The organism is Salinispora tropica CNB-440, assembly GCF_000016425.1.
GTDB lineage: Bacteria > Actinomycetota > Actinomycetes > Mycobacteriales > Micromonosporaceae > Micromonospora > Micromonospora tropica.
Map to the genome: position 1 here is coordinate 1,906,727 of NC_009380.1, position 16,695 is coordinate 1,923,421.

The 16,695-nt window shown below is 70.2% G+C and carries 13 protein-coding genes and 1 riboswitch; of the genes, 9 read left to right on the forward strand and 4 right to left on the reverse strand.

Features of this window, described 5'->3' with window-relative positions:
* Positions 1-42 precede the first annotated feature (42 nt).
* The 4 genes from STROP_RS08425 to STROP_RS08440 are packed head-to-tail and all read left to right on the forward strand — an operon-like array spanning position 43 to position 3,858.
* Positions 43-987, forward strand: coding sequence for an ABC transporter permease (locus STROP_RS08425; RefSeq protein WP_011905565.1), 945 nt, complete (start codon positions 43-45; stop codon positions 985-987).
* On the forward strand, positions 984-1,865 hold the full coding sequence (locus STROP_RS08430; protein ID WP_011905566.1) for an ABC transporter permease: 882 nt from the start codon (positions 984-986) through the stop codon (positions 1,863-1,865). The genes STROP_RS08425 and STROP_RS08430 overlap by 4 nt, the downstream gene beginning before the upstream one ends.
* Entirely contained in the window at positions 1,862-2,851 is a 990-nt protein-coding gene (locus STROP_RS08435) for an ABC transporter ATP-binding protein (RefSeq protein WP_011905567.1), read from the forward strand. Before STROP_RS08430 ends, STROP_RS08435 begins: the two co-directional genes overlap by 4 nt.
* Entirely contained in the window at positions 2,848-3,858 is a 1,011-nt protein-coding gene (locus tag STROP_RS08440; protein ID WP_011905568.1) for an ABC transporter ATP-binding protein, read from the forward strand. The genes STROP_RS08435 and STROP_RS08440 overlap by 4 nt, the downstream gene beginning before the upstream one ends.
* Positions 3,859-3,902: 44 nt before the next feature.
* On the opposite strand, the gene STROP_RS08445 is transcribed toward STROP_RS08440, so the two are convergent.
* Complete coding sequence (locus tag STROP_RS08445; RefSeq protein ID WP_011905569.1) at positions 3,903-4,610, reverse strand: cation efflux transmembrane domain-containing protein; 708 nt, start codon at positions 4,608-4,610, stop codon at positions 3,903-3,905.
* Positions 4,607-4,960, reverse strand: coding sequence for an ArsR/SmtB family transcription factor (locus STROP_RS08450; RefSeq protein ID WP_011905570.1), 354 nt, complete (start codon positions 4,958-4,960; stop codon positions 4,607-4,609). The genes STROP_RS08445 and STROP_RS08450 overlap by 4 nt, the downstream gene beginning before the upstream one ends.
* 110 nt (positions 4,961-5,070) lie before the next feature.
* On the opposite strand from STROP_RS08450, the gene STROP_RS08455 reads away from it, so the two are divergent.
* Positions 5,071-5,496, forward strand: coding sequence for an SCP2 sterol-binding domain-containing protein (locus tag STROP_RS08455; protein ID WP_011905571.1), 426 nt, complete (start codon positions 5,071-5,073; stop codon positions 5,494-5,496).
* Positions 5,493-7,568 carry an amylo-alpha-1,6-glucosidase gene (locus STROP_RS08460; RefSeq protein ID WP_011905572.1) on the forward strand — a complete coding sequence of 692 codons (2,076 nt, stop codon included), beginning with the start codon at positions 5,493-5,495 and terminating at the stop codon, positions 7,566-7,568. Before STROP_RS08455 ends, STROP_RS08460 begins: the two co-directional genes overlap by 4 nt.
* Before the next feature lie 40 nt (positions 7,569-7,608).
* Here the strand turns inward: STROP_RS08460 and STROP_RS08465 are convergent, their stop codons facing one another.
* Together STROP_RS08465 and STROP_RS08470 are read right to left on the reverse strand one after the other, a co-directional pair.
* Complete coding sequence (locus tag STROP_RS08465; RefSeq protein ID WP_011905573.1) at positions 7,609-8,463, reverse strand: alpha/beta hydrolase family protein; 855 nt, start codon at positions 8,461-8,463, stop codon at positions 7,609-7,611.
* Between the two features lie 161 nt (positions 8,464-8,624).
* Positions 8,625-9,875: an SGNH/GDSL hydrolase family protein gene (locus STROP_RS08470; protein ID WP_011905574.1), complete on the reverse strand. Its 1,251-nt coding sequence runs from the start codon at positions 9,873-9,875 to the stop codon at positions 8,625-8,627.
* A gap of 375 nt (positions 9,876-10,250) precedes the next feature.
* Between STROP_RS08470 and STROP_RS08475 the strand changes: the two genes are divergently transcribed.
* The 3 genes from STROP_RS08475 (at position 10,251) to STROP_RS08485 (ending at position 16,645) form a co-directional block, all read left to right on the forward strand.
* Positions 10,251-12,359, forward strand: coding sequence for a DNA gyrase/topoisomerase IV subunit B (locus STROP_RS08475; protein WP_011905575.1), 2,109 nt, complete (start codon positions 10,251-10,253; stop codon positions 12,357-12,359).
* Between the two features lie 71 nt (positions 12,360-12,430).
* Positions 12,431-14,914, forward strand: coding sequence for a DNA gyrase/topoisomerase IV subunit A (locus tag STROP_RS08480; RefSeq protein ID WP_011905576.1), 2,484 nt, complete (start codon positions 12,431-12,433; stop codon positions 14,912-14,914).
* Positions 14,915-15,396: 482 nt separating this feature from the next.
* Positions 15,397-15,531, forward strand: a riboswitch (cyclic di-AMP (ydaO/yuaA leader).
* A gap of 238 nt (positions 15,532-15,769) precedes the next feature.
* Complete coding sequence (locus STROP_RS08485; protein ID WP_011905577.1) at positions 15,770-16,645, forward strand: C39 family peptidase; 876 nt, start codon at positions 15,770-15,772, stop codon at positions 16,643-16,645.
* The last annotated feature ends 50 nt before the right edge of the window (positions 16,646-16,695 follow it).

A 16,695-nucleotide genomic window follows, 5' to 3' on the forward strand; every position in this document is an offset into this window, starting at 1 on the left:
GACAGTGCTGGTGATGCTTGGTGAGTCCGCGGGTCACTCCTGGTGACCCGCTTCGTCCTGCGCCGGCTACTCCAGTCCGGCGTCGTCCTCCTCGGTGTGACGTTGGTGGTGTTCCTGCTGCTGCAACTCGTCCCCGGTGATCCGGTGCGGGTCGCGCTCGGCACCCGCTTCGACCCCGAGACGTACGAGGCGCTGCGTTCGCGGGCGGGGCTGGACCAGCCGCTGCCGGTGCAGTACGCCAATTACGTCGGGCACGCGGTGACCGGCGATCTCGGGGTCAGCTTCCGCAGTGGTCGGCCGGTGACCGCCATCGTGCTGGAGCGGCTGCCCGCGACGCTCTCCCTGGCGATCACCGCGGTCGTCTTCGCGCTCCTGGTCTCCTTTCCGTTGGGGGTGCTCTCGGCCCTGCGCAGCGGCTCGGTGTTCGACCACGCCGCACGGGTGTTCAGCCAGTTCGGGGTCTCGGTACCGGACTTCTGGATGGGCATCATGGGCATTCTGCTCTTCGCGGGGGTGCTGGGTTGGTTTCCGCCCTCGGGTTACGTGGCCCTCACCGAGGATCCCGTCGGCTGGGCGTCGCACGTGTTTCTTCCGGCGGTCACGGTCGGCCTGGTCACCGCGTCGATCCTGACCAGGTTCATCCGATCCTCGGTGCTGGAGGTACTCGCTGAGGACTATGTCCGTACCGCCGAGGCGAAGGGCCTGCCCACCCGCGTGGTGGTGGTGCGGCACGTCCTGCGGAACGCGCTGATCCCGGTGGTCACCGTCGTGGCGGTGCAGCTGGCCAGCCTGCTCGGTGGCGTGATCGTGATCGAGGTGCTCTTCGCCTGGCCCGGTGTGGGCCGGCTCACCTACGACGCGGTGCAGGCCCGGGACTATCCCGTGCTCCAGGGGGCGGTTCTACTCGTGGCCGCGCTGTTCCTGTTGGTCAACCTCTTGGTGGATCTCCTCTATGCCCGCCTCGATCCGAGGATTCGGGTGCGATGAGCGGGAGCAGTGACTCGACGTCGCGCCGGGCGCTGGTGGCGCTGGGCCGCGACCCGTTGGCCGTGACCGGCGGTGTGGTGCTCGTGGTGCTGGTCGTGGTGGGCCTGACCGGGTCCTGGTTGGCCCCCGCCGGCATCAATGAGGTGGACGTCGACCGGATGCTTCAGCCGCCCAGTTGGGCGCACCCCTTCGGCACCGACGAACTCGGTCGGGACGTACTCAGCCGGGTCCTGGTCGCCGCCCGCGTCTCGCTTCAGGTCGGCGCGGTCAGCGTGGGGATCGCCCTGCTGGCGGGCGTGACGCTGGGCCTGTTCGCCGGCTACTACCAGGGGTGGCTCGACAACGTACTCATGCGGTGTATGGACGTGTTGTTCGCGTTCCCGGTCCTGCTGCTCGCGGTGGCCATCGTCGCGGTCCTGGGGCCGGGCCTGAGTACCGCCATGGTCGCGATCGGCGTGGTCTACACTCCGATCTTCGCCCGGGTCACCCGTGCGGGTGTGCTCTCCGTCCGCGAGCAGGTGTTCGTCCGGGCGGCAGTTGCCACCGGGGCATCGGATCTGCGCATCATGCGTCGGCATGTGCTGCCCAACATCGCGGCGCCGCTGATCGTCCAGACATCGCTCTCGCTGGCCTTCGCGATCCTGTCCGAGGCGGCGCTCTCCTTCCTCGGGTTGGGGGTGCAGCCGCCCGAGCCGGCGTGGGGCCGGATGCTCTACGACGGGCGCGGATTCGTGACCGACGCGTGGTGGCTGGGCTTCTTCCCGGGTGCCGCGATCTTCCTCACCGTCCTGGCGTTCAACCTGGTCGGAGACGCGCTCCGCGATGTGCTCGACCCTCGCCAGCTCACTGTCAGCGAGGCGAGGAGGAACGCCGGGTGAACGACGAAACCGTCCTGTCCGTGGCGGACCTGACCGTGACGATCGGTACCCGCCGAGGAGCGGCCCGCGCGGTCGCCGGCGTCGACTGGTCGGTCCGGGCCGGGCAGACGCTCGCCCTGGTCGGTGAGTCGGGCAGCGGCAAGAGCATGAGCGTGCTCGCCGCCACCGGGCTCGCGCCCCGCGCGGCCCGGGTCACCGGAGACGTCCGGCTGCTCGGTACGGACCTCGCCGCGTTGTCGGCGGCACGTCGCCGGCGGATGCGGGGCCGGCACGTCGGGTTCGTCTTTCAAGACCCGATGACCTCGCTGAACCCGGTGCTGACCGTGGGCCGCCAGATCGGCGAGGCCAGCGAGGTTCACCTCGGGCTGACTCGGCGGGCCGCTCGGGCACGGGCCATCGAGATGCTCGAACTCGTCGGCATCCCCTCCGCCGCCGAACGAGTGGACGCCTACCCGCACCAGCTCTCCGGCGGGATGCGCCAGCGTGCGGTGATCGCCATGGCCCTGGTCTGTGAGCCGGATCTGCTGATCGCCGACGAGCCCACCACCGCTCTCGACGTCACCACGCAGGCGCAGATCGTCGAGTTGGTCGCCGACCTGCAACGGCGCCTCGGCACCGCCGTCGTCTGGATCAGTCACGACCTCGGCGTCGTCGCCGGGCTCGCCGACACGGTGGCCGTCATGTACGGCGGTCGCATCGTCGAGCAGGGGGTGGTGGATGCTGTCTTCGCCGAACCGGCGCACCCGTACACCGCCGCGTTGCTCGCGGCGCGGCCGGATCCGGACGCGGACGCCACCGAACTGGTCACCATCCCGGGGACGCCGCCTAGCCCGCTCGAGCTTCCCGACGGGTGCGCCTTCTGGCCCCGCTGTCCGGTGCGGGGTGACGGTCGCTGCGAGCGGGAGTTGCCGCCGTTGGTGCCGGTCGCGGAGGGGCACCAGGTCCGGACCTTCTATCCGCGCCAGCCGACCGGGGAGGATCGATGACCGGGGAGAGCGTGGCCACCGACGCGGTCGCGGAGCTGACCGACCTGGCGGTGTGGTTCCCGACCCCGGCGGGGGTGGTACGCGCCGTGGACGGGGTGTCCCTGACGGTACGCCGTGGCGAGACGGTGGGGCTGGTCGGCGAGTCCGGTAGCGGCAAGTCGACGACCGGGCTGGCGCTGCTGCGCCTGGTCGAGCCGACCGCGGGTGTGGTCCAGGTGACGGGACAGGACGTGACCCACTGGTCGCGGCGGCGGTTGCGTCGGCTGCGCCGCCGGGTCGCCATGGTATTCCAGGACCCGCAGGCGTCTCTCGACCCTCGGCACACCGTTGGGGCGAGCATCGCCGAGCCGCTGGCCGTGCACCAGCTCGCCGCCAGCGGCGCGGCCCGCCGGGACCGGGTGGCCGAACTGCTCGACCTGGTCGGCCTGCGTCGTGAGCTCGCCGACCGGCACCCGCACGAACTCTCCGGCGGCCAGCGGCAGCGGGTGGGCATCGCGCGGGCGCTCGCCGGTGAGCCGGACCTGATTGTCCTCGACGAACCGATCGCCTCCCTGGACCTCAGTGTGCAGGCGCAGATAATGAACCTGCTCCGAGGGCTCCAGCGAGAGCTCGGGCTGACCTATCTCTTCATCGCGCACGATCTCGCCGCCGTCGAGCACATGAGCGATCGGGTGGCCGTGATGTACCTCGGCCGGATCGTGGAGAGCGGTACCCCGGCGCAGATCTGGCGGGAACCCGCCCACCCCTACACCGCCGCTCTTCTGTCGGCGGTGCCGGTGGCCGACCCGCCGGTGCAGCGTGGTCGCCAGCGGATCATTCTGGCCGGTGATGTCCCGAGCCCGATCGACCCGCCCTCCGGCTGCCGGTTTCGGACGCGGTGCCCGCAGGCCCGACCTGCCTGCGCCCAGAGCGACCCGGTGTTGGTCGAGCTCGGCTCGGGGCACCAGGCGGCCTGCCTCTTCGCGGGCGAGGCGGTACGCGCGATGCGGGCGCAGCCCGTCAGCTAGGCGTGCTTGCCGGTAGCAGCTGCTACCCGGCAACGCTGGAGGGGCTACGACTGGGGTGTGGCCGCGTCGGGTTGGCACCCGTCGGTGCAACTCGGTGCCGGGTCAGCGGTGGAGGCGGCGCGGGTGGGTGGCGCGCAGTCGTCGCACTGATCACCCCGCCACGCCGCGATCCCTTCCCGCACCGCGACGGCCGCGATGGCGAGCGCGGCGATGGGGTCTGCCCAGGACCAGCCGAGCCCGGCGTTGAGAAGCAGGCCCACGAGGAGCACCGCGGACAGATACGTGCAGAGCGCGGTCTGGGTGGAGTCGGCCATGACGGTAGCCGAGCCGAGTTCCCGGCCGGTACGCCGCTTGGCGCGGACCAGTAGTGGCATGACGATCAGCGAGGCGATGGCGAGGCCGATGCCGACGGGGCTGGCGCTGGCGTCTCCGCCGCCGAACAGCGAGCGCCCGGCGTCCACGGTGACCCAGGCGGCCAGGGCGAAGAAGGAGACACCGATCAGTCGCAGCGCCAACCGTTCCCGCTCCTCTGGCATCCGGGAGCGGAACTGCCAGATCACCACGGCCGCGCTGGAGACCTCGACGAACGAGTCGAGGCCGAAGCCAATCAGCGCGGTGGAGGAGGCTGCCGAGCCGGCGGCGATCGCGACCAAGCCCTCCAGGAGGTTGTATCCGGCGGTGGCGTAGGCCAGCCAGAGGCTGCGTCGGGACAGGAGCGCACGCCGCTGGGGGGTCAGTGCGGAGGTGGTCACGCGTCGTCTCCTCGAACCGTGGACGAGCCGTATGTCGGGCAGAGGGCGACGGCTTCACCGGTGGCGGCGAGGAGGTGTTCCGCCGATCGCAGCAGGGCGGGCAGCTCCGGTCGGGCCAGCGCGTAGAACGACTGGCGACCCTCGACCCGGAAGTCGACGAGTCGGCAGTCCCGCAGGCAGGAGAGGTGCTTCGAGACGGTCGATTGCGCCAGTCGCAGTTCGCGGGTCAGGTCCACCACCCGGGCCTCACCGCGGGTCAGCCGGTGCAGGATGGCCAGCCGGGCCGGGTCGCCGAGGGACCGGAACAGCGCGACGGCCGGCGCGAGCCCCGGAGATGAATCAATCGCCATCAAGCGATTATATCACTGCTGGTGCATTGTTTTGGAACCGGTTCACCCGACGCGGGTGAGCCCGCCTCACCCGAGCCGGTGCGAGCCTGCCACTAAGGGAAGGGGAGCCGATGACAACGCCTGCGGCGAAGCTGATCGGCCGGCTCGAGTCCGGCCGCCACCCGGACCTGCCGGAGACCACGACCGGCACCGTACGGCTGGACATCCGCGAGGACGGCCGGACCGAGCACTGGCACCTCACCATCGCCGACCAGCAGGTCCGCGTGGACCAGCGCGGCGACGAGGCCGACCTCGTGCTCCGGGCCGACCGGGCGGTCTTCGACCGGATCGCCACCGGCGCGCTGCACCCCGCCGCCGCGCTGGGCCGCAACGACCTCACCGTGCACGGTGACATTCGACTGTTCATGATGCTGCGCCGGCTCTTCCCCGGCCCGCCCGACGCGCGACACCCCCGGGAGGCGGTCGACTCGGCCCCGGCATCGGCCGGGGCAGCCGACTCCGGCCAGTCCGGGCACGCCACCGGGAGCCAGCGGTGAGGCAGGAGCGGGTGCACGTGATGGCGGGCAACGCCTTCGCCATCAGCGACGCGCAGGGGGACGTGGAGGGCGATCCCACGGCTCCGATCGGCCTCTTCTCCTGGGACACCCGGTTCCTCGCGCACTGGGTACTGCGGATCGACGGCGAGCGGCTCCAGGCTCTCTCCCGCGACGATGTGACGTACTTCGAGACGCGCTTCTTCCTCGTCCCCGGGACCGCCAGCCACTATGTTGACGCCGATGTCTCGGTGATTCGGCACCGGTCCCTCGACGACAGCTTCAACGAGCGGCTGATCGTGCTGAACCACTCGCCCGAGCGGGCCGAGCTGACGGTACGGATGGAGATCGGCGCCGACTTCGCCGACATCGCCGATGTCACCAAGCCCGGTTCCGCCCGAAACCGGCATGTCGAGGTCATCCCCGACTCGCAACTGCGGCAGCTTCGACTGCGGTACCGGCGGGAACGCTTCGGCCGGGAGGCGGTGGTGACCAGCACCGAGCCTGCCGAGGTGGACGAGTGTGGGATGACCTTCCGCGTTCGGATCGAGCCGCACGGGCAGTGGGAGACCGACCTGCACGTCGGCATGACGGTCCGTGGTGAGGGCGACCGGGACATGCGGGCTGACCTGGGGACCCACCGGCTCCACGTGCACCGGAACATGCGCGAGGACCTGCGTGGGTGGTTGGATCGGGCGCCCACCCTCATCACCGACAACAACTCGCTACAGAGGACGTACCAGCGGAGCCTGGTCGACCTCGCGGCGCTGCGGTACGAGCCGTTGTCCTCCCTGGCGCGAATGCCGGTGGGCGGCCTGCCCTGGGCGATGTCGCTCTACGGCCGGGACGCCCTGATCACCTGCCTACAGACGTTGCCGTTCACACCGGAACTGGCCCCGGTGGTGCTGCGCCTGCTGGCGCTGCTGCAAGGTGGACAGCTCGACGACACGTACGAGGAGGAACCCGGAAAGATCCTCGCCGAGCTGCGCTACGGCGAGGCTGCCGCATTCGGGCACGAGCCGACCACGATGTACTACGGTGCCGCTGACACGACACCACTGTTCGTGATCCTGCTCGACGAGTACGAGCGGTGGTCTGGCGACACCGACCTGGTGCGGGAACTGCGCCACCCGGCCCGGTTGGCGCTGGACTGGATCGACGAGTACGGCGACTCGCTGGGCGACGGGTACGTGCGCTACCAGCGCCGGAACAGCCACCAGGGCCTGGTCAACCAGTGTTGGAAGGACTCCGCCGAGGCGATCACCGGCCGGGATGGCCGGCAGCCGGCGCTGCCCAGGGCGACCTGCGAGGTGCAGGGCTACGCGTACGACGCGAAACGACGGGGTGCCCGGCTCGCCCGCCAGGTGTGGGGCGACCCGGAGTACGCCGACCGGCTGGAGCGGGAGGCGGCCCAGCTGAAGCAACGGTTCAACACCGACTTCTGGCTGGCCGACCGAGAGTACTACGCCCTGGCGCTGGACCCCGACGGTGCGCCCGCAGACGCCCTGACGTCCAACCTCGGTCACCTGCTCTGGAGCGGTATCGTGCCGGCGGAGCGGGCCGGGGCGCTCGCCGAGCATCTCCTCGGTCCGGACCTCTTCTCCGGCTGGGGAGTCCGGACCCTGGCAGCCGGACAGCGGGTCTACAACCCGGTCGGTTCCCACCTCGGCGCGGTCTGGCCCTGGGACAACGCCATCGCCGCCAGCGGTCTGCGCCGCTACCACCTCGACGCCGAGGCGGCCCGGATCGTCGACGGGATGTTCGCCATGGCAGCGCGGATCGGCGGCCCGGTGCCGGAGGTCATCGCGGGCTATCCGCGCACCCTGACGAAGTATCCGGTGCAACTGCCGATTGCCGGGCACCCGCAGGCGTGGTCCTCCGGCGGGCTGCTGATGCTGTTGGCAACCGTGTTGGGGCTCCGCCCCTGCGGCGACGACCTCCTGGTGAGCCCGGCGTTGCCGGCGGGCCTCGGGCAGATCGAGCTGCTCGACATTCCGGGGAAGTGGGGTCACTCCGACGCCTATGGCCGGGACCGCGCCGACGGTGTGCCGACTCGCCGGCTCGGGCTGAGCTGACGCGGCTGGGCGGGCCTACCCGGCCCGCCCGCATTTCGGGCTACTCCTTGGCCGCGAACTGGGCGATTCGAGCAGCCAGCGGGCTCGTTGCGGTGCGTGCCCAGCTGAAGTGGTTGAGGTGGCTGCCGGCCGGCTCGGCCCGGTGCCGCTCGCGGGTGATGGGAGCGCTGGCGAGCTTGCCGCAGAGGTGGTCGAGGGTCTCGTGCGGGGTGTACTCGTCGTTGTCCACGCTGACCGCCAGCACGGGCGTGCGGAGGTCGCGCAGCGCCGCCTCGGCGTCCACGTTGTCCAGGTGCGGGAAGCGGCCGGTGCGTGCGGTGTAGGCCCAGTCCCGGATCACCCCGCGCGCCTGCCGGCCGCCGAAGCCCCAGCCGGGCCAGACCCCGAGTAGCCGGGTGGTGGCGGCGACCGTCTGGGTGAACGGGAGGACGCCGTAACCCCGTGGTCCGGCCGGATAGGTGCGCCAGAAGGGCAGCCCGACGGCGACCAGGGCCAGGGCGTCCACGTCGTGTCCGGGTTGCAGCGCCAGGTGTAGCAGGGCCGCCTGGCCGCCCAGGGAGTGTCCGAGCACGAGGGTGCGTCGGCCGTTCCGGCGTTCCTTCAATGCCGCCAGCACCGCGCCGACGTCGGTGGTCAACTCCGCGTACCCGTAGCGGCAGCCGCGGCTCGGGCGCGGTGTGCTCGCTCCGGTGCCGCGGAGATCGGCGACCGCGACGGCGAGCCCGCCGGCGCGGAGCGCAGTGGCGAACGGTCGGTAGTACCGCGCGGGTACGCCCATGGCGGGGGAGATCAGCACCAGCGGGGCGTCGGCCGTCTCCGCCGGCTCCGGATAGATCTGTAGACCGAGGCGGGCCCCGTCAACCTCGACGAACTCTTGCTGGTAATCCGCATTCACCAGCCCAATCTACGGGGCGGATCTACCGGCGGGTAACCAATCGGTGATTGCCGTCACGTCGAGCTGGACCGGGTTCGGCGCAACGCTCACTGCGACACACCGGACGCCTCGCGGATCCGTTCGGCGCACGGATCCGCGAGGCGTCGGGGTGTGGGTAGGGGTCAGCTCACCGTGATCGTGCCGTTCGGGGAGCGGACACAGGAGACCTCACGGGAACCCGTCGCCGCGGCGCCGGTGAGGCACTGCCCGAGTGTCAGGTGGCCGGCGGCGTTCGGGTGCCACGACTCCTGACACGTCTGGAAGTGGTCCACGCAGGTGTTGGCGATCCGGCTGATGTCGAGCTTGTTCGCCCCTTCGAGGCTGGTGACGTAGGTGCCGGTAGGCCCATCCATCAGGCGGACGGCGGTGGCGAGGGCTTGCTGCGGGCCGCCCGTCGTCTCACAGAGCCGGGCCCCGTCGAAGGCCTGCTGCACGTTGAGCAGGACCACGTCGGCGTTGGGGAACTCGCCGGTGACGTCGGTGTAGACCTGGCGCACCATGCTGCCCAACCCCTGCGAGAAGCGGTGGCCGGGGGCGAGGCTGGCGCGGTGGATCGGGCACCCGGCCGCATACCGTTCGCGGCCGAGGTCGCGGAACTTGTCCCGCGTGTCGTCGCGGTTGTCCTCGGTCCAGTAAGCCTGGTCCAGCTCCTCCGGCAACGGGTTCGTGTAGTCCTGGAGGACGACCCGGTGTTCGCCGTCGGCGTCAACCTCGGCGAGTGTGCTGAGGACCTGCCGCACCGCGGCGCTGGTCTCCGCGGTCGCCGCGGCGAGCTCCGCGGCGGTTGCCAGGTCGGCGTCGGAACAGGGATCTTGTTCCACCAACCAGGGATGCGCCCAGAACTCCCACCAGCCGGTCCAGGCGTCGGCGACGAACCGGTTGGCGCACTTCTCGGCCACGTCACCGAAGGTGAACGAGCTGTTGTTCGAGCCGATACCGACGAGTACCAGGTCGATGTCGTGGGTTTGGGCCACTTCGCGGAGCTGGTCGAGCTGGGCGGCGACCTGGCGCCCGTTCGCCCGGTCGGCGGAGGCGGTGGCGAAGTCGGCCGGCTGCCCGCCGGAGCAGGCGAGGTTGAAGCGGTCCTCGATGCCGGGCAGGTCGGCCCGGTGGAGTGAGGCGTTCGCCGAGCGGTGGCAGAAGTAGGCCGCGCTGTTCGGCGCGGACCATCCCGGGAAGGTGCTGGTCTCCCCGTCGATGTCGACCACGGGGGAGTACTCCCCGGCGCCCTCTCCGCTGATGAAGCTGTCTCCGAGCGCTACCGCGGCGGTGGGCGGTGTGTCGGCGAGAGCCGGCGATGTGACTGTCGCAGAGAATGTGGCCGTGGCGACGGCGATTCCCGCCGCCAGGACGGTACGACCCAATCTGGACATTGATGATCACCCCTATCGAGGTATGGAAAGATCACGTTGTTTCGATCAGACCATCCAGTGATCGTGTGAGTCAATACTCACTAGTAACAATAATTACATCGGTATAATGCTCCCCGCCTCGGCGGCGATGGGAGTGTCCGGCTGGGCGGGGGCTGCTACCGACAGAGGCCATCGGCCGTGCTGTAGATGCCGAGCGGGTGTCGGCCCACGCGTGCTGGCTCCCGCACCGCAGCAGCCCGGGGTGACTGTCGCCTGGGTCACGGCCGGAATCGCCCGGCGGCCCGACCCGTTACTCCGGTTGTGGCCGGGCGAACGGGCCCGGCGGGGCCCGTCGGGGCCTACGGCTAGGCTCGCTGCGGCGTGCCGCACCAGCCAATGCCGGCCGTGCGTGGCACCATACCCGCCGAGACCTGGGAGTACGACCAGTTGACCGCAGAGCCTGAGACCCTGTATGAGGCCGACGACCTCACGCATCTCGAGGGACTGGACGCTGTCCGAAAGCGTCCGGGGATGTACATCGGCTCGACGGACAGCCGTGGCGTGGGTCACCTCGTCAACGAGATCCTCGACAACTCCACCGATGAGGGTGTCGCCGGTCACGCGACCTCCATCGAGGTGACGCTGCACGCCGACGGATCGGTGCAGGTGGACGACGACGGCCGCGGTATCCCCACCGACGTGCATGCGAAGTCGGGAATATCGGGGGTCGAGCTGGTGCTCACCCGGCTACACGCCGGTGGCAAGTTCGGCGGCTCCGGCTACAAGACCTCTGGTGGCCTACATGGCGTCGGCGCTTCGGCGGTCAACGCCCTTTCGCGCCGGTTCGACGTGACAGTCCGTCGTGGCGGCAAGATCCACACGATGTCGTTCCGGCACGGTGTACCGGGGACGTTCGACGGCGACGGGCCTCAGGCGCCCTTCGCGGCCGGCCCGGGCCTTCAGGTGATCGGTGCGGTGAAGCGTCAGCAGCGCACCGGCACCTCGATCCGCTACTGGTACGACCCGCGCTACTTCGAGGTCGGTGCCACGCTGGATGCCGACGCCGTACGGATGAAGCTGCGCAACACCGCCTTCCTGGTCCCCGGGGTCAGCTACCTGCTGCGTGACCACACCGGGGCGGAGCCGGTCGAGGAGCGGTTCCACTACCCCAACGGCCTGACCGACATGGTGGACTTCCTCGCCCCGGCCAGCGACCGGCCGGTCTCCGGCACCCTGCTGGTCTGCGGCGAAGGGGCGTACCGGGAGAACGCCGCCGACGCCAACGGCGTGATGCAGGCCAACGTGCCGCGTCGCGCCGAGGTGGAGGTGGCCTTCCGCTGGGGCACCGGCTACGAGCGGACTGTGGAGTGTTTCACCAACACCATCCGTAACGCGCACGGCGGTACCCACCGTAAGGGCTTCGAGCGGGCCCTGACGCGGACCCTCGCCGAGGCCATCCGAAACACCCGTGGCCTGCTCAAGGCCAAGGAGGACCCGCCCACGCTGGATGACATCCTCGAGGGCCTGACCGCGGTCGTGCACGTGCGCATCCCGGAGCCGCAGTTCACCTCCCAGACCAAGGACGAGCTCTCCACCGCCGGCATTACCAAGGTTCTCCAGCGCCTGGTCGAGCAGCACCTCAAGGCCTGGCTGGAGGAGCGCAAGACCAAGACCGAGGCGCGGACGGTCCTCCAGAAGATCGCCGATGCGGCTCGGGTCCGGCTCACCCAGAAGCAGCAGAAGGAGGCGGCGCGGCGTAAGACCGCCCTGGAGGGCGCGTCGATGCCCGCGAAGCTGGTCGACTGCCGGTCCACCGGGGTGGAGCGCAGCGAGATGTTCATCGTCGAGGGGGACAGCGCGCTCGGCACGGCGCGGTTGGCCCGCTCGTCGGAGTACCAGGCGTTGCTGCCGATCCGCGGCAAGATCCTCAACGTGCAGAAGGCGAACCTCCAGCAGGTGCTGGACAACGCCGAGTGCGCGGCGATCGTGCAGGTGTTGGGGGCCGGGTCGGGGCGCACCTTCGACCTCTCCGCCGTACGGTACGGCCGGGTTCTGATCATGGCCGACGCCGACGTGGACGGCGCGCACATCAGGACACTGCTGATTACGCTCTTCGCCCGGTACATGCGACCGTTGATCGAGGCCGGCCGGTTGTACGCGGCGATGCCGCCTCTGCACAAGATCACGACGAAGGGGCGTAGGCCGCAGACCATCTACACCTACACCCAGGAGGAGATGGAGGCGACCGTCCGGCGACTGGAGCAGGCGGGTAAGCAGATCGTCACTCCGATCCCGCGGTTCAAGGGTCTGGGTGAGATGGACGCCGACGAGTTGTGGGAAACCACGATGAACCCGGCCGGCCGGGCGGTCCGCCGGATCACGATGGAGGACGCCGAGGAAGCCGAGCGGATCCTGGAACTGCTGATGGGGGAGAAGGTGGAGCCCCGCCGGAACTGGCTGATCGCCTCCGCCGACCGGGTCGACCGCGAGGCGATCGACGCATGAGACCCGGACCGGCCGCGGATCGCGCGGGCACCGGTACGAGCACGGAAACAGTCCGAGGGGAAAGCTGAGTCATGGCACGCCGCAAGGGCCCGAAGGTCGACCTGTCCGCGTTCGACCAGGCGGGTGCACGGGTTTTCGACAATCCGCTGGTCACCGAGGTCTCCGACTCCTACCTGGAGTACGCGTTCTCGGTCATCCACTCCCGCGCCCTGCCGGACGCCCGAGACGGGCTCAAGCCGGTGCACCGGCGCATCCTCTGGTCGATGTACGAATCCGGCCACCGCCCGGACCGGGGGCACGTCAAGTCCGCGCGGGTGGTCGGCGACGTGATGGGCAAGTACCACCCCCACAGCGACGTGGCGATCTATGACGCGTTGGTCCGGCTGGCACAGGACTTCTCCCTGAACGCGCCCCTCATCGACGGGCACGGCAACTTCGGAAGCCCGGACGACGGTCCGGCCGCGGCCCGATACACCGAAGCCCGGATGTCGCGGGAGGCGATGCTGCTCGTCGGTGAGTTGGGCGAGGAGACAGTCGACCTGGGGCCGAACTACGACGGTTCGTTGACCCAGCCCACCGTGCTGCCGGCGGCCTTCCCGAACCTGCTGGTCAACGGCGCCTCGGGGATCGCGGTCGGGATGGCGACCAACATGATCCCGCACAACCTGGGCGAGGTGGTCTCCGCCGCCCGCTGGCTGATCAACCACCCGGACGCCACGCTGGACAAGCTGATGGAGTTCGTTCCGGGGCCGGATCTGCCGACCGGCGGTCTGCTGCTCGGCCTGGACGAGGTGCGGCGGGCATACGAGACCGGCCGAGGTGTGGTGCGGATGCGCGCCAAGGTGGAGATCGGCCCGATTGAGGGCAGCCGTGGTCGGCAGGCGATCACCGTTGTCGAGCTGCCCTACGGCATCGGCGCCGAGAAGGTCATCGCCGCCGTCACCAACGAGGTCACGAAGACCAAACGGCTCACCGGGATCGCCGATGTCAAGGACCTCACCGACCGGGAGAACGGCACCCGGCTGGTCATCGAGTGCAAGGTCGGAGTGAATCCGCAGGCGCTCCTCGCCGATCTCTACCGGCTGACCCCGCTGGAGCAGTCGTTCGGCGTCAACAATCTGGTGCTGGTGGACGGGCAGCCGCGGACCCTGGGGCTCAAGGCCCTACTGGAGGTCTTCCTGGCCCACCGGTACGAGGTGGTGACCCGGCGCAGCGCGTACCGGAAGCGTCGGCGGGAGGAGCGGCTGCACCTGGTGGACGGGCTGCTGGTCGCGCTGCTCGACATCGACCAGGTCGTCAAGCTGATCCGGGGCAGCGAGGACGCGCAGGCCGCGAAGGACGGTCTCATGCGGCGCTTCGGGCTCTCCGAGATCCAGGCGACCTACATCCTCGACACACCGCTGCGCCGGCTCACCAGGTACGACCGGTTGGAGCTGGAGGCCGAGCAGGAGAAGCTGCGCGGCGAGATCACTGAGCTGTCCCGGCTCCTGGACGACCCGAAGGTCCTGCGGAAGGTCGTCTCCACCGAACTGGCCGCGGTGGTGAGGCAGTTCGCGGCGCCGCGCCGCACCACCTTGGTCGACGGGGATCTGAAGGAGGTGCTCGCCGCGTCCGTGCCGGCCGGCCCACTGGAGGTCGCCGACGATCCCTGCCAGGTGATCCTCTCGTCGACCGGACTGGTCGCCCGGACCGCCGCCGAGTCGGAGGAGGCGGTCGAGGGACATCGCCGGCATGGCCGGGTCCGGCACGACGCGGTACGCGCCGTCGCCCACTCCACGGCCCGCGGCAAAGTTCTGCTGGTCACCAGTGGCGGCCGGGCGTTCAAGGTGGACGTGCTGCCGCTGCCGGTGCTACCCGATCAGTCCGGCACGGTCTCCCTGCGCGGCGGGATGTCCGCAGCCGAGTTGGTGCCGCTGGCGCCGGGGGAGACGGTGGTCGGGATCGCGCCGCTCGGTGCGCCCGCGGAGGGATCGCCGGGGCTGGCCCTCGGCACCCGGCAGGGCATGGTGAAGGTCTGTGCGCCGGACTGGCCGGTGCGCGCCGACGAGTTCGAAGTGATCAGCCTCCGCGATGGGGACGAGGTGGTCGGGACCACCTGGCTGACCGACGGCGCCGAGAGCCTCGCCTTCGTCACCTCGGAGGCGTCGTTGCTGCGTTACCCGGTGGGGTTGGTCCGTCCGCAGGGGCTGCGGGGCGGTGGTGTCGCCGGGGTGAGCCTCCCCGGGGACGCGCGAGTGGTCTATTTCGGCGCGGTCCGCACCGACGACCCCGCCCACGGTGAGCCGATGGTGGTCACCTCGACCGGCGCCACGGTGAAGGTGACGCCGTTTGCGGCCTACCCGGCGAAGGGGCGGGCGACGGGCGGCGTGCGCTCCCAGCGTTTCCTCAAGGGGGAGACGGAGGCGGCCGTTGCCTGGGTCGGCCCGCGTCCGGTCGGTGCGACGGCGAACGGCGAGCCGGTGGAACTGCCGGCGGCTGACCCGCGCCGCGACGGCAGCGGTTTCGCTGTGCTGCTCGGCCCCGCCGTCATCGGCCATCAGATCGACCGCGACTGAACTGGGCACGGCCGGGGCGGGGAGTGACCGGCACGACCTCCGGCGTTTCGCAGGCGAGCGGGAGACCTGCGGTGGTGACTCGAAGGAACTGCTGCGCTCCCGGGCCCTGGCCGGCGCAGCACCTCGTTCCCGAGGAGAGCCGGTGGTGGTCCACCCCAGCCCGGCGAGCCCAACCCTCAGCTTGTTTCGGTAGCACCGGTCGAAATATTGTGAGGCCGGCCATAGCGCTGTTGAACCAGTCATTACGGGCAGGCAGCCCGATTCTTCGGGGTGGGCGTGCAGAAATTGCCGGCAAACTGTCCTGTTCTTGACCGGGCTGCACCACTATCACCCTTCATGTAATTGCTTCATCGTAGTGGGTGGCTGTCGGCAAAATCGTGGCTGCGATCCATGTTTAAGCAGCTCAGAGAGGGTTGGCGAGCTGGGAAGCGGTCAGTAGTGTCGGCGAGTCCGGTGCGGTAGACGATCGCAAAAGGCGACGCCGTGCCGACCCGCTCAATCACCGAAAGGTGAACCGGGGACCCGTTCTATCTGGGGTGAATCCGCGAGTCTCGCGGTAGGGCGTACTTCCCGTCCGAATCCGTCAGCTAACCCGGTCAGCGGTATCGGAAGGAGTCCGTTTTCGTGCAGCGTTATTCCGCCCAGCGGGCGTTCCGCCGTCTCCACGGCGCTGCGGTGTCCGCGTCCGTCCGGTCTGCCGCCGGGCGCTGACCCATCCCCTCGTAGCCCGGCGGTAGGCCGGGCGTACCCCCTCGTGGCCACCGGCGCGCGAATTTCGGTTTCCGTGCGGCCCGCCTCTGCCTGCCCGCCCAACGGCGCGGTGCGCCACAGCCCCGACAGTCTGTGGAGGATCCCGTGAAACATCGCCTCAAACGACAGCTCCGCCTTCTGGCCGCGGAGCGCCCATACCAGCTGGCCGCCGCGTCGGCTGCCGCGCTCGTGCTGGCCACCGGTGCCGGCACTCTTGCCGCCGGCGGCGACGAGGACTCCACCTCGCCGCAGCCCGTCACCGCCGCCTCTACGGCCGGCAGCGACGTCGCCGACTCGAGCCCCGAGGCGGTCGTGGTCGCGGCCCCGGCCAACGCCGCACCGTCGAGCACCGAGCCGTCGAGTGATGAGTCGGCGAGCACTGAGCCGTCGAGTGATGAGTCGGCGAGTGATGAGTCGTCGAGCACGCCTGCGGCGGACCCGGATCTGACCGAGGAGGCTGCACCGGAGCCAGCGGCCTCCAAGATGCTGGAGTACGACTACCAGGCGCAGATCAACTTCTACTACTGCGGTCCGGCCGCCGTCCGAAACGCCCTCAGCGCCACCGGCATCGAGCGGACGCAGAACGAACTCGCTGGCCCGCTCGGCACCGACCAGTTCGGCACCGACTCGGCGGCGGACACCACGCGGGTACTCAACGCCCAGGTGGAGGGCGCGCCCTACCAGACCCGGATGATTTCCGGTGGCTCGGCCACCTCGGCGCAGATGGACCAGCTCCAGGCCGACGTCGTCACGGCCATCACCGACGGCCGAGGCGTGGTGGTGAACGTTGCGGGCTCCGCCACTGACACCGCCGGTGGTTGGCACTCGTTCCCGGGCGGCCACTACATCGCGGTGGTCGGGTACGACGACAGCGGGCGCCTCGTGAAGGTCGCCGACTCGGCGAACGCCGCGGCCGGCTCGTACTGGATGACCACGATCGCTCTGGCGGACTGGGCCGCGACGCGCGGCTACTCCGCCTGACCGACGGCTCGTTGCACGGGCGTCGGCCTCCCGCCGTGGGGGCCGACGCC

What these genes read in the sequence shown, in the direction of transcription:
- STROP_RS08430 (WP_011905566.1), top strand. Translation starts at nt 984, where the DNA reads ATGAGCGGGAGCAGTGACTCGACGTCGCGCCGGGCGCTGGTGGCGCTG.
- STROP_RS08440 (WP_011905568.1), top strand. Translation starts at nt 2,848, where the DNA reads ATGACCGGGGAGAGCGTGGCCACCGACGCGGTCGCGGAGCTGACCGAC.
- STROP_RS08450 (WP_011905570.1), bottom strand. Translation starts at nt 4,960, where the DNA reads ATGGCGATTGATTCATCTCCGGGGCTCGCGCCGGCCGTCGCGCTGTTC.
- STROP_RS08455 (WP_011905571.1), top strand. Translation starts at nt 5,071, where the DNA reads ATGACAACGCCTGCGGCGAAGCTGATCGGCCGGCTCGAGTCCGGCCGC.
- STROP_RS08470 (WP_011905574.1), bottom strand. Translation starts at nt 9,875, where the DNA reads ATGTCCAGATTGGGTCGTACCGTCCTGGCGGCGGGAATCGCCGTCGCC.
- STROP_RS08475 (WP_011905575.1), top strand. Translation starts at nt 10,251, where the DNA reads ATGCCGGCCGTGCGTGGCACCATACCCGCCGAGACCTGGGAGTACGAC.
- STROP_RS08480 (WP_011905576.1), top strand. Translation starts at nt 12,431, where the DNA reads ATGGCACGCCGCAAGGGCCCGAAGGTCGACCTGTCCGCGTTCGACCAG.